The following is a 12,405-nucleotide window of genomic DNA, read 5'->3' as shown; positions in this document are numbered from 1 at the left end:
CCTCCGCCCGGGTCGACCTCCGCCGGGCGCCGCACGCGGCGGGCTGGCGTTCAGCCGGCGACAGGACGGGCCCGAACCCAGATCCGGTCCTCGGTGAGGTAGGACTCGACGGCCAGCCCGGCCTCGGCGAGGGCCCCCTCGAACTGCGCCGTGTCGAGCGGCCGGGAGAGGAAGGTCTGGGTCCACCGCGCGTCCGGGAACTCGTACTCGACGTGGACGGAGGCGACGCCGTCCCCGACCGGGGTGGCCGAGGCCACCCGCACCAGCCCGTCCGGGGGGAGCGGCCGCTCGCGGGGCACGTCGCGCTGCCAGTCCTCGCCCTCGCGCTGGAGCAGCACGCAGCCGTCCGCCGCGACGTGCCGCCGGCAGGTGTCCAGCAGTCCGCGGCGGACCGCCGGGTCGCCGGCGTGCACCAGGAACGACGCGAGCAGGACGACGTCGAACCGCTCGTCGAGGTCCAGCCGCTCGATCGTGCTGCGGACGGTCCGCGCTCCGTGCACCCGGGCCAGCATCTCGGCCGACTCGTCCACCGCCGTCACCCGGAACCCGAGGTCCAGCAGCGGATGCGTCATCCTGCCCGCGCCGCAGCCGAGTTCGAGGATGCTCGCGCCGGCCGGAACGGCGCGCCCGATCACCTCCGGCTCGCCGTTGGGCAGCAGTCGCCCGTACATCTCGACCGCGCAGCCGTCCGGCGTGATCGCCCCCGGGCCGGTCCCGTCGTATCCCGTGCGTCGTTCGTCAGCCATGCGATCCATCCGAACACGATCGGGCGGGGGCGGGAAGAGGGTGGGTCGATCCGTGGTTGTCCTATACCCCTAGGGGGTATAAATTCACCGGCGGAACCGGGAAGCGCAGAGCGACCGAGCACAGCGGAGGACGACATGACACACCCCGCCCGGCACGAGCACCCGCGGCACGTGGACCACGAGCACCACGGGCACCGCGACACCCACCGGGTCGGCGAAGGCGGCCCGGGTCACACTGGAGAGATGGACCACTCGGCACCCGCCGGGCACGCGGGTCACGCGGGGCACGCGCACGGCGCCGGTGGCGCGAGCTGGCGGACCGCCGCCCGGGCCACCCTGCACTGCCTCACCGGTTGTGCGATCGGCGAGGTCCTCGGCATGGTGATCGGCACCGCGCTCGGCCTGCACAACGGCGCGACCGTGGCGCTCTCGGTCGCGCTGGCCTTCGTCTTCGGCTACGCGCTCACCATGCGCGGCGTGCTCGGGGCCGGCCTCGACGTCCGTGCCGCGGTGAAGGTCGCGCTGGCGGCCGACACCGTGTCGATCCTCGTCATGGAGCTGATCGACAACACCGTGATGATGACCGTCCCGGGTGCGATGGACGCCGGCCTCGGCGACGTCCTGTTCTGGCTCGCACTGGCCGGCGCGCTGCTCCTCGCCTTCGTGCTGACCGTCCCGGTCAACAAGTGGATGATCGGCCGGGGCCGTGGCCATGCGGTGGTCCACGCCCATCACGGGCACTGACGTGCGCCGACGGCGCTGACGGCGCCGCCCGGTCGGACGGCTGCGGCCCGCACCTCCTCCCGGGAGCAGGTGCGGGCCGCGGCCGTTCCGCGCGGTCGGCGGTCGGCGCCGGGTCGGTCAGTGGGCCCGGTCGAGCTCCGAGAGGGTGGCGTGCAGCCAGTCCAGTTCGGCCGCGGTGGTGGCGCGGGCGATCAGCAGCATCCCTCGGCGGAACGGGTCGTCGACCTCCTCGGCGCCGACCGGGCGGGTGCCGTCGTAGAAGAAGCTGGCCGGCTCGCCGAGGAAGGCCAGGCGGCGGCGGAGCACCGCGGCCTGCGCCGCCGGTTCGGCGTCGAGGTGGCGCAGGAACGCCAGGGTGGCGAACCAGCGGTTCTCGTCGCTGATGTCCAGCTCCTCCGGGGTGCGGAGCCGGTCGAGCAGGGCGGCCCGCCCGGCGTCGGTCAGCCGGAGCGTGTGCCGCGGGGCGGCCGCCGCGCCGGGCTCCGCGGTGCGTACGAGCAGGCCGTCGGCCTCCAGTCGCTTGATCGCCGGATAGAGCGTGCCGTCGCTGATCGGCCGCACGTGCCCGGTGAGGGCCGCCAGGTGTCGGCGCAGTTCGTAACCGTGCAGCGGCCGGTCGTGGAGGAACCCCAGGATCGCGAGTTTGAGCATGGGGCCACTCTCTCAGACACGGGTGCAGATATATCGGTGTCGCTATACCTCGACTCCGAGGTATGGTCTGTCTCGTCACGCCACAGAACCGAGCGAGGAGCACGATCGTGCGCGAAGCCACCGTCACCCCGAACGGCGACCGGATCCGCTGGGTCGAGGTCCCCGGCGCCGAACCCGCCCGCCTCTACCTGCACGGCCTCGGCTCCAGCTCGCCCGTCTACTTCGCCGCGGCGGCGGCCCACCCGCTGCTCACCGGCCGCCGCTCGCTCCTGCTCGACCTGCTCGGCTTCGGGATCAGCGACCGGCCCGCCGGCTTCGCGTACACGATGGAGGACCACGCCGACGCGGTCGCCACGGCGGTCCGGGCGGCGGGCCTGACCCGGGTCGAGGTGGTCGGCCACAGCATGGGCGGCGCGGTCGCGGTGGTGCTGGCCCACCGGCACCCCGGGCTGGTCGCCAGCCTCGTCCTGGTCGACGCCGCCATCGACCCGGCCGCTCCCGTGCGGGGCCCCGGCAGCAGCGGCCTCGCCAGCTTCACCGAGGAGGAGTTCCTGGCCGGCGGCCACGAGCAGGTGGCCGAGTGGGCGGGCCCGTTCTGGTGGGCGACCATGCGGCTGGCCGGTCCCGAGGCGCTCCACCGCAGCGCCGTCCACCGCTCCCGGGGCACCGTCCCGACCGTCCGCGAGCTGCTGGTCGGACTCGACCTGCCGCGCACCTTCCTCCACCCGGCCGAGGACGGCCCCTACCCCGGAGCGGATCGACTCCGCGAGGCCGGGGTGGTGCTCGCGGCCGTCCCGGACTGCGGGCACAACATCATGCTCGATAATCCGGAGGGGTTCGCGGCCGTCGCCGCGGCCGGGCTGGCGCGCCGCACCTGAGCGCCCGGCCGTCCTCCGACCGAGGGAGTCGTCCGACATGGTGATGATCCGCGTCCCCGAGGCCCTGACCGCCTCGCTCGACGGTTTCCTCGGGGAGCCCGGCCGCAGCTGGGCGGCCGGGCTCCCCGCCCTCGCCGACGAGCTCATGGACCGCTGGTCGCTCCGCCCCGACGGGCCGGTCGCGCACGGTGCGGTCGGCCTCGTCCTCCCGGTCCGCCGCGCCGACGGCACCCGCGCCGCACTCAAGCTCCAGCCCGTGGACGAGGAGACGGCCGGCGAGCCGGTCGCCCTCCGCGCCTGGGACGGGCGGGGCGCCGTCCGGCTGCTCGACCACGACCCGACGACCGGGTCGATGCTGCTGGAGCGCCTCGACCCGGCCCGCTCGTTGCGCACCGAGCCCGACGACCTGGTCGCCGTCGGTGAGATCGCCGCACTGCTCGCGGAGCTGACGAGCCATCAGGCACCGAACGGCATCCGCACCTTGGCGGACGTCACCGACGCGATGCTGGCCGACGTCCCGGCGGCGCTCGCCGGACTCGCCGACCCGGCCGACCGCCGGTTGCTCGCCGACTGCGCCGCCGCCGTCCGCGAGGTCAGGTCCGAGCCCGGCGACCGGTTGCTCCACTGGGACCTGCACTACGACAACGTGCTCGCCCCGTCCGGGCCGGACGGCCGCGCGGCCTGGCTCGCCATCGACCCCAAGCCGCTCGCCGGCGATCCCGGCTTCGAGCTGCTCCCCGCCCTCGGGAACCGCTGGACCGACCTCACCGCCACCGGCGACCTGCCGCGTGCGCTGCGCCGCCGCTTCGACCTGATGACGGACCGCCTCGCCCTCGACCGCCCGCGCGCCGTCGGTTGGACGCTCGGCCGGGTCCTCCAGAACGCCCTGTGGGACGTCGAGGACGGCGAGGACGTCGTCGCCCCGGTCCAGCGGGCCGTCGCCGAGACGCTGTTGGCCCGGTAGCCCGGTAGCCCGGAAGGTCGGTGCCTCCGGACGCCGGTGGGGCTCCCCGCGCCGCGGTCGGGCCGACCCGCCGCGGCCGACCCGCCCTGCCGCCGCGCGCGTCCGCCGGTCAGGCGGGTCGTGCGCTGCGGAACGAGTGCCGGTAGCTGGCGGGCGGGACCCCGACGACCCGCTTGAACTGACGCCGGAGCGTCGTCGCCGTGCCCATGCCGGTGGCGACGGCGATCGCCTCGACGCTCTCGTCGGTGGACTCCAGCAACTCCTGTGCGCGGCGGACGCGTTGGGTCAGCAGCCACTGGATCGGGCTCTGTCCGAGTACGGACCGGAACTGGCGTCCGAGGTGGCGCGGGCTGGTGTTCGCCCGGCGGGCGAGATCGGTCACCGTCAGCGGCTGGTCCAGCCGCTGCTGCACCCAGGCGAGCAGCTGGGAGAGCGTGTGGTCGCCCGAGGACTGGACCGGCGTGGCCACGAACTGGGCCTGGCCGCCGGGGCGGTGCGGCGGCATGACGAGACGGCGGGCGACGGAGTTGGCGATCGCGGCGCCGTGGTCGAGGTGCACCAGGTGCAGGCAGAGGTCCACGGCGGCGGCCTTGCCGGCGGCCGTCAGTACGCTGCCGTTGTCCGTGTAGAGCACGTCCGGGTCGACCACCGCCAGCGGGTGACGGGCGCTCAACTCCGCGGCGTGTGCCCAGTGGGTGGTGGCGCGCCGGCCGTCCAGCAGGCCCGCGGCGCCGAGCACGAACGCCCCGGTGCACAGGGACGCGACCCGGGCGCCCGCCGCGTGGGCGGCGCGGACGGCCTCGACGACCTCGGCGGGCGGCGGCTCGTCGACGTCGGCGCACGCGGGCACGATCACCGTGTCCGCGTCGGCCAGCCGCTCCAGCCCGTGGTCGGGCTCGACCAGGAACGGGCCGACCCGCAGCGGGCCCGGCCCGCAGAGCAGGACGTCGTACCAGGCGTCCGCGGCCTCGCGCGGGGGATTGCCGAAGATCTCGTAGGCCACCGCGAGTTCGAAGTGCAACAGGTGACCGGCGGCCAGCAGTGCGACAGTCGGCATGTCCGAAAGTGTACGGGCGATGTCGTTCCGGACCCTCACGCTCCGGACCCGCCGACGGTGAGACTTGGTCCGTCAGCACGTCGAGAGCGGGGGGGAACCATGGGTACAGCGGGTGCGGTAGTGGTCTACGGGGCGACCGGGCACACCGGGCGCTTCGTCGTCGCCGAGCTGCGGAGGCGCGGTCTCACCACCGTCGCCTCCGGCCGGGACGCGGCCCGGCTGGAGGAACTCGCCGCCGAGTGGGGCGACGTGGCGGTGCGCCCGGCGACCGTCGACGACGCCGGCTCGCTGGACCGGGCGCTCGCGGGTGCGGCGGCGGTCGTCAACTGCGCCGGACCGTTCGCCGTGACGGCGGGCCCGTTGGTCGAGGCGGCGCTGCGCGCGGGGATCCCGTACGTCGACGTCGCGGCGGAGATCGAGGCGAACGTCCAGACGTTCGCCGAACACGCGGACGCGGCCCGGGAGGCGGGCGTCGCCGTGGTGCCGGCGATGGCGTTCTACGGCGGGCTGGGTGATCTGCTGGCGACCGCGGCGATGGGCGAGTGGACGACGGCGGACGTGGCGCACGTCGCGTACGGGCTGAACAGCTGGCACCCCACGCCGGGCACCCGGGTGGCCGGCCAGGTCTCCCACCAGCGGCGCGCCGGCCGCCGGGTGCGGTTCGCGGAGAGCGGGCTCCGGTACCACGACGACGAGGTGGTGGAGCAGGACTGGGACTTCCCGGCGCCGCTGGGCGAGCGACGGGTGATCGCCGAGTTCACCATGGCCGACGTCGTGACCCTGCCCAGCCACCTGGCGGTGCCGGAGGTCCGCACCTACATGACCGTCGAGGCCGCGAGGGACCTGGCGGCGGAGGCCACCCCGGCGCCGGAGGCGGTCGACGCCCTGGGACGGTCGGACCAGACCTTCGTCGTGGACGTCGTCGTCGCCGCGGGCGGCGTCGAGCGCCGCGCCACGGCACGCGGCCAGGACATCTACGCGATCACGGCGCCCCTGGCGGTGGAGGCCGTCCGGAGGATCCTCGCCGGGGAGACGCGGACGACGGGCGTGGCCTCGGCCGGTGCGATGTTCGACGCGGCGGACTTCCTCCGGGCCCTGAGCCCGTACCTGGCGGTCGAGCTCCCGCACTGACCGGCCACCCGGCCACCCGGCCACGGCCACGCGTTCCGCAGCGCCGGGCCGCCGCGCCGACCGTCCCGGCCGGGGACCGGGCGCTACCGCCCCCGGTCCCGGCGCCCCCGGACCACCGTGAAGCGGACCGGGGTGCCGGGCCGGGCCTGGGCGGCGGCGGCCAGATCGGCGGGCGGGACGACACCGACGACCGGGTACCCGCCGGTGGTCGGATGGTCGGCCAGGAAGACCACCGGGCAGCCGTCGGGCGGGACCTGTACGGCGCCCAGCACCATGCCCTCGCTCGCCAGTTCGTCGTCCCGCGCCCGGCGGACCGGCGGGCCCTCGGTCCGCAGCGCGATCCGGTTGCTGGCCGGGGCCACCCGGTAGGGGTCGCCGGCGAGCCGTGTCAGGGCCTGCGGGTCGAACCAGTCCGCGCGCGGGCCGGGCCTCAGCCGCAGCACCAGCGCGTCCGGAGGCGCGGGCAGCGGGACCAGCTCCGGCACCGGCCGGTACGGCGGAGGCGGGCCGACCGGCAGCCGGTCGCCGGCGGACAGCGGAGCCGGCCCTAGCCCGGACAGCAGGTCGGCCGACCGGCTGCCGAGGACCGGCGGGACGGCGATCCCGCCCGCCACCGCCAGGTAGGCGCGCACGCCGTGGGTCGCGGCGCCGACCTCGACCACCGCCCCGGCGGGTACGGCGACCGGCGCGCCCCAGGCGGAGGCCCGGCCGTCCACCCGGACCGGCGACGGTGCGCCGGTGACCGCGAGGACCAGCGGCCGGAGCGCGCGCAGCGCGACGCCGCCGAGCGTGGTCTCCAGGGCCGCCGCGCCGGGCTCGTTGCCGGCCAGCCGGTTGGCCGCGCGCAGCGCGGGCTCGTCCAGCGCGCCCGCCCGGGGCACGCCGAGGTGGGCGACACCGCGCCGCCCGAGATCCTGCACCGTGGTGAGCGGTCCGGGCCGGAGCACCAGCAGCCCGTCGGCCGGGGTCACGCCGCACCGCCGGGGCGTCCGGCCCTGGCGCCGCGGCCACCGCTCGCCGGTTCCGCGCCGCCCGCCTCCGCGCCGCCGTGGGCGGTCGGCAGGCCGGGTCCGTCCGCCGGCGGGGTGAACAGGCCGGGTCCGCCCGTCAGCGGGGCGAAGCGGACCCGCACCCCCGGCGCGAGGAGCGCCGCCGGCTCGCGGGCGGTGTCCCACAGCGGTAGCGAGGTGTGTCCGAGGAGCTGCCAGCCGCCGGGGGAGGAACGCGGGTAGATCCCGCTGTAGGGGCCGGCCAGGGCGACCGAGCCGGCCGGGACGGCGCTGCGCGGGGTGGCGCGGCGCGGTACCTCGTACCGGGGCGGCAGGCCGGTGAGGTAGCCGAAACCGGGGGCGAAGCCGCAGAACGCGACGACGTACTCGGGTTCGGTGTGGATCCGGACGGCGGCCTCCGGGGAGACGCCCCAGAGCGCGGCGACCTCGGCGAGGTCCCCGCCGTCGTACACGGTCGGCACCTCCACCAGCGGGCCGGTCGCGGTGTCGGCGGCCGTCGGGCGCGCGCTTCGCAGCAGGGCCGCCAGCGCGGGGACGTCGGCCACGCCGTCCAGCAGGACGGTCCGCGCGGCGGGGACGATCTCCTCGACCTCGGGCAGCTCGCCGGCGGCCTGCCGTTCGCGCAGCCACGCGTAGAGGGCGGTGGCAGCGGCGGGGTCGGCCGGTTCGGCCAGCAGTGCCCGGTCGCCGACCGGTCGGACCGCGATCGGCCGGTGTGCGGCCGGACCTCCCCCGTCGGGCACGGCCCCGGTCACGCGAAGGGCTCCACCCGGACGCCCGCGGAGGCGAGCGCGCCGCGGATGCGCCAGGCCAGTTGGGCGGCGCCGGGGGTGTCGCCGTGGACGCAGAGGGAGCGGGCCTCGACGGTGATCGGCTCGCCGCCGACGGCGTCCACCGAACCGTCCCGCGCGATGCCGACCGCGCGGGTGATCACCGTCGCGGGGTCGTGCACCACGGCGTCCGGCTCGCGGCGCGGGACGAGCGTGCCGGCCCAGGTGTAGGCGCGGTCGGCGAAGGCCTCGGCGACGACCGGCAGGCCGACGCCCTCGGCGACCGCCAGCAGCCGGGAGCCCGGCAGGCCGAGGACGGGCAGCGGGCCGTCGCAGACGGCCCCGGCCCGAAGGATGCCGGCGACCACGGCCTCGGCCTGTTCGGAGTCGGCGACCACCCGGTTGTAGAGGGCGCCGTGCGGCTTGACGTAGGAGACCCGGGAGCCGGCCGCGCGGGCGAAGACCTGGAGGGCGCCGATCTGGTAGGCGATCTCGTCGGCCAGTTCGTCGGGCGGGACGTCCATGGCGCGGCGGCCGAAGCCGGCGAGGTCGCGGTAGGAGACCTGGGCGCCGATCCGTACGCCGCGCTCGGCGGCCAGGGAGCAGACCCGGCGCATGGTGGACGGGTCACCGGCGTGGAAGCCGCAGGCGACGTTGGCGCTGGTGACGACGGAGAGCAGGGCCTCGTCGTCGGTCAGCGTCCAGCGTCCGAACCCCTCACCGAGGTCCGCATTGAGATCGATCACCGCGTCGGCCACGCCCGTCCCGCCTCCCAGCAGCTGTTGAGCCAGATGGTAGGGCCTGCGGGTGAGGGCGGGGTGACGCCCGCCCGGTCAGCCCACTGCCGGGGCCGGTCGGCTCTCCGCCCGCTCGACGAGGGGCCGCAGCGCGCGCAGCACGATCAGCAGCGGCACCACGCCCACGACCCCGAACGACATGTCGACAAGGCTCCAGTACGGGGGGATGCCGCGGAGCGGTCCGCAGACCAGGGCGAGGGGGATGATCCCGGCGCAGGCGAGGACCGCCCAACGGATCACCCAGACGTTGCGGACCGGGTCCTTCAGCGGGCCCAGGAAGGCCGCCGCGATCACCAGGTGGGCGAAGGCCGGCCAGTCGGTGCCGTAGGCGAGGAAGGGGTGGCGGGCGTTGGTCTCGGCGACGCCGTCGCGGACCCGCTCGATCCACTCCAGCAGGGCGGGGAACCGGTCGGTGACGGGGGCGCCGGGGCCGGCGGCCAGGTCGGCGAGCCATCGGGTCTCGCTCTCCAGGGGGAAGGCGGTCAGTCCGCTCAGCACCAGGCAGACCACGAAGACCCACAGCCACCGCCGGACCCGTCGCAGGGTCGCCCGTTCGGCTGCGGTCCCAGCGTCTCCGGTCGCGTCGCTCATGGCGGAAACCCCCGTGTCGAGGCGGCAGGCCGGGCTGTTCCCGTCTGCGCGGACGTGACTCTAGACCTCGAATTGAACGTGTTCAACTCGCCGGCGGGCCTGCCCGGAGCGCTGCCCCCGGGCCCGGGAGGGAGGGAGCTCCGCTCCCTCCCTCCCGGGCCCGGAACCGCCGCCGAACGCAGCGGGGCCCGGCACCGCAGCGGGTGCCGGGCCCCGTCGGGGGTGCCGTCGTCAGGGCGTGTAGGTGAACCGGCCCGCGGTGACGGGCGCGCTCGTCCCGCCGGCCGTCGTCACCGTCACGTCGACCACGCCCGAGCCCGCCGGGGCGGTCGCCGAGCAGAGCGCCGGGCCGCAGGAGTAGCGGGTGGCCGGCACTCCGCCGAAGCGCACCGTGCCGTTGGCCAGGCCGGTGCCCTGCACGTAGACCTGGGTGCCGCCGGCGGCCGGTCCGGTGCTGGTGGTCAGGCCGGTGACCGCCGGTGCGGCCGGCGCCGGCGGAGCGGCGCCGGTGTAGTCGAACGGGGTGGCCGCGGTCGCGGAGCCGCCGGGGGTGACCACGGTGACCGGCACGCTGCCCGAGCCGCCGGGCGCGGTCACGGCGCAGCCCGTCGCGGTGCAGCTGCCGGCCGCGACCGAGTCGCCGAACAGGACGAAGCCGTTGTCCAGGCCGGTCCCGGTCAGTGTGACGGGGGTGCCGCCGGTGCCCGGGCCGGTCGTGGTACCGAGGGCGGCCACCGCGGGGGCGGCCTGGGTGGCCGGGGCCTGCGGGCCGCTGCCGAGCAGGTGGGAGGAGACGTTGTCCGACGGGTCGGCGTCGTTCCGGTTCGCGGCCGTCACCTTGATCGTCCCGGACGGGCTGGTGCCGTGGGAGGCGACGGTCACCTTCATGAACTCGCTGCGCCCCGGCGCGCGGTTCCCGGTGAAGTAGGCGTCCAGCCGGCGGCCGTCGGGGGAGACCGTCTGGGTGAAGGTGTAGTCCTGGAAGGAGGTGATCGTCGCACCGTCGGTGGTCAGGCCGGGCGGCAGTTCGACGGTGAGGTGGGTGACGCCGGTGAGGTCGGCGGTGCCGGCGGACTTCCAGGTCACCGAGATGTTGGTGCGGTCGACCGGGAAGACCGGGTAGTTCCCGGCCTGCGTCACGGTCACGTTCTGGCCGGTGACCGCCGTCTTGGCGACGGTGCCGGTGGTGGTCGCGGCGGTGGACACGGCGGCGCCGGTGGTGAGGGCGGCCACGGCGAGGGCGGCGGCGAGGCCACCTCGTACCAGTCTGGTGATCATATGGGAAATCATGGCGGGGGCGGTTCGTTCGTGGGGCCGTTTCTCGAAAGCGGGTTCTATTCGCCCCCGGCTTGTCGGGAGCCGTTCTCCTCGCCGTTCCCTCCCCGGTGCCGCGCGCCCCCGTCCCGCGCCGCCGTCCCGCACGTCCGCCCCGGCCGGTGGGCCGGCGGGACGTCCGTAAGGTCCGTTTCGGTCGATGTCGGCGCCTACCTCTAGTCTTGTCCACCGTGACCGTCATCGCTGACCAGCCCACCGAGCACGGCTCCCGGCCGCCCGCCGGGCCCGCCGCCGCCGCGCGGCCCGCGCCCGGCCCCGCCGCCGACGAGGGCCTCGCCCGCCGGCTCAAGGCACTGGCCTGCACCGCGCCGCTGCACGACCTGGACAGCCGCAAGGTCATGCTCGCCGGCGAGTACGGCGGCTACGCGATGGCCGAGGTCGGGCTCGCCGCGATCGACCTGGTCACCCTCAACATGGACTTCGACACCGGGGCCGACCGCGAGATAGTGCTGGCCCGGCTGCTGCCCCGGGTCGCCGCCCAGGCACCCGCCCGGTCCGCCGCCGAGCACCAGCGCGTCGGCCGGTGGGTACTGGAGTCGCTGATCAACGTCGGCAGCGTCGACCGCGGCTTCCGCGCCGTCTACGGCACCTTCGACGCCGAGGGCGCGTACGTCCGCCGCGACTACGACTTCAAGCTGATCGAGGAGGTCCCGGGCCCCGACGGCGGCGTCTACCTGCGGACCACCGACGAGGCGGTCAACGTCCTCGTCGGCGCGCTCGACACGGACGTCACCTCCGCCCAGATCGCCGCCGAGGTCAAGCTGGAGGTGCTGATCCGGCGCGGCCGCCTGGCCGACGCCCAGCTCGCCGCCGAGCAGGCCCGCTACCGCACGGTCCAGTACGCCGAGACGCTGCGCCGCGCCCTCGACGCCACCCGCCGCAACGTCCGCGCGGTCGACTGGATGCAGGCCGTCCCCGACCTCATCGACGAGGCCCTCGACCACATCGCCGACCGCTACCGGCACGAGAACGCGATTCTCACCAACATCCGCAAGGCTCGGGACGAGGCCGAGGACCAGGAGCACAAGCGTCGCGCCGCCGAGCTGGTCGACATCGTCAAGGACTGCATCCGCCGCCACACCCAGCTGCAGACCAGGCTGCTGGAGGCCGGGCCGCTGTTCCGCGCCGAACAGGACCGGCAGGCCTTCTCCGCCCCGCGCGCCCGCAGCGGCATCGACCTCTACGGGCAGCTGCTCGCCCCGGTGCTCCGGCTGCCGATAGAGCAGGCCGTCGGTCCCACCGGCGCGTTCTTCGCCCGCGGCACCGGTCTGCGCACCCCGGTCTCGGTCCGGGTCGCCGACCTGGTCGACCTGCTGCTCACCCCGCCGGTCGAGCGCGAGCACCTGGGCGCCGAGATGCCCGACCCGGACCTCGTCGCCACCCCGGACGACAGCCGCTTCTCCGAGGCCCAGCTGGAGGCCGCGCTGGAGCTGCTCGACCTGCCGGCCGACGCGCCCCGGCGGCTCTCCGGCCTGCTCGCCGAGGCCCGCGCGCAGGATCCGGAACTCCCCTACCTGGTCGCCCTGCTGGCCGTGCACGCGGCCAGTCCGCCGGTCGGCACCGCCTACCGGCAGGGGGAGGAGCGGCTGCTCTTCGCGGTCGACGACGGGACGGTGCTGCACGACCGGGAGTTCGGCGGCGCCGACCTCGTCGTCGGCAGCGCCCTGCTCGACGCGGCCGGCATGGCGGCCGACCGCAAGGAAGCCGGCTGATCCGCATGCCGACGCGCCA

General features: G+C 75.8%; 13 protein-coding genes. 5 read left to right on the top strand and 8 right to left on the bottom strand.

From position 1 onward, the window contains the following. Positions 1–50 precede the first annotated feature (50 nt). On the bottom strand, positions 51–746 hold the full coding sequence (locus tag PUR61_RS41990) for a class I SAM-dependent methyltransferase (RefSeq protein ID WP_329885230.1): 696 nt from the start codon (positions 744–746) through the stop codon (positions 51–53). Positions 747–989: 243 nt separating this feature from the next. Here PUR61_RS41990 and PUR61_RS41985 point away from each other — a divergent pair, with 243 nt between their 5' ends. Beyond that, positions 990–1,490 carry a DUF4396 domain-containing protein gene (locus PUR61_RS41985; RefSeq protein ID WP_329885283.1) on the top strand — a complete coding sequence of 167 codons (501 nt, stop codon included), beginning with the start codon at positions 990–992 and terminating at the stop codon, positions 1,488–1,490. 117 nt (positions 1,491–1,607) lie between these two features. Here PUR61_RS41985 and PUR61_RS41980 read toward each other — a convergent pair whose 3' ends face one another. Further along, on the bottom strand, positions 1,608–2,141 hold the full coding sequence (locus tag PUR61_RS41980) for a PadR family transcriptional regulator (protein WP_329885229.1): 534 nt from the start codon (positions 2,139–2,141) through the stop codon (positions 1,608–1,610). A 107-nt stretch (positions 2,142–2,248) separates the two neighbouring features. Here PUR61_RS41980 and PUR61_RS41975 point away from each other — a divergent pair, with 107 nt between their 5' ends. Both PUR61_RS41975 and PUR61_RS41970 read left to right on the top strand, forming a co-directional pair. Continuing rightward, on the top strand, positions 2,249–3,019 hold the full coding sequence (locus PUR61_RS41975; protein WP_329885228.1) for an alpha/beta fold hydrolase: 771 nt from the start codon (positions 2,249–2,251) through the stop codon (positions 3,017–3,019). Between the two features lie 37 nt (positions 3,020–3,056). After that, positions 3,057–3,983 (top strand): aminoglycoside phosphotransferase family protein, encoded by a 927-nt coding sequence (locus PUR61_RS41970; protein WP_329885227.1) that lies wholly within the window; start codon positions 3,057–3,059, stop codon positions 3,981–3,983. Positions 3,984–4,092: 109 nt separating this feature from the next. On the opposite strand, the gene PUR61_RS41965 is transcribed toward PUR61_RS41970, so the two are convergent. Continuing rightward, entirely contained in the window at positions 4,093–5,040 is a 948-nt protein-coding gene (locus tag PUR61_RS41965; RefSeq protein ID WP_329885226.1) for a helix-turn-helix domain-containing protein, read from the bottom strand. Positions 5,041–5,139: 99 nt separating this feature from the next. On the opposite strand from PUR61_RS41965, the gene PUR61_RS41960 reads away from it, so the two are divergent. Next, on the top strand, positions 5,140–6,171 hold the full coding sequence (locus PUR61_RS41960; protein WP_329885225.1) for a saccharopine dehydrogenase family protein: 1,032 nt from the start codon (positions 5,140–5,142) through the stop codon (positions 6,169–6,171). Positions 6,172–6,254: 83 nt separating this feature from the next. Here PUR61_RS41960 and PUR61_RS41955 read toward each other — a convergent pair whose 3' ends face one another. The 5 genes from PUR61_RS41955 to PUR61_RS41935 all read right to left on the bottom strand — a co-directional run bounded on the left by PUR61_RS41955 (position 6,255) and on the right by PUR61_RS41935 (position 10,617). After that, entirely contained in the window at positions 6,255–7,142 is an 888-nt protein-coding gene (locus PUR61_RS41955) for a biotin-dependent carboxyltransferase family protein (RefSeq protein ID WP_329885224.1), read from the bottom strand. After that, the gene (gene pxpB / locus PUR61_RS41950; RefSeq protein ID WP_443035332.1) at positions 7,139–7,936 is read right to left on the bottom strand and encodes a 5-oxoprolinase subunit PxpB; all 798 of its coding nucleotides are present in this window, start codon (positions 7,934–7,936) and stop codon (positions 7,139–7,141) included. Before pxpB ends, PUR61_RS41955 begins: the two co-directional genes overlap by 4 nt. After that, complete coding sequence (locus PUR61_RS41945; RefSeq protein WP_329885223.1) at positions 7,933–8,709, bottom strand: LamB/YcsF family protein; 777 nt, start codon at positions 8,707–8,709, stop codon at positions 7,933–7,935. Before PUR61_RS41945 ends, pxpB begins: the two co-directional genes overlap by 4 nt. Before the next feature lie 75 nt (positions 8,710–8,784). Beyond that, entirely contained in the window at positions 8,785–9,339 is a 555-nt protein-coding gene (locus PUR61_RS41940) for a hypothetical protein (protein WP_329885222.1), read from the bottom strand. Positions 9,340–9,570: 231 nt separating this feature from the next. Continuing rightward, positions 9,571–10,617, bottom strand: a complete 1,047-nt coding sequence (locus PUR61_RS41935; protein WP_329885221.1) for an IPT/TIG domain-containing protein — start codon at positions 10,615–10,617, stop codon at positions 9,571–9,573. A gap of 227 nt (positions 10,618–10,844) precedes the next feature. On the opposite strand from PUR61_RS41935, the gene PUR61_RS41930 reads away from it, so the two are divergent. Continuing rightward, a complete protein-coding gene (locus tag PUR61_RS41930) occupies positions 10,845–12,386 on the top strand; it encodes a hypothetical protein (protein WP_443035331.1) in 1,542 nt (513 codons plus the stop codon). Positions 12,387–12,405 lie beyond the last annotated feature (19 nt).

The organism is Streptomyces sp. BE20, from assembly GCF_036322525.1.
Lineage (GTDB): Bacteria > Actinomycetota > Actinomycetes > Streptomycetales > Streptomycetaceae > Kitasatospora.
This window is presented reverse-complemented; position numbering and strand designations above follow the sequence as displayed.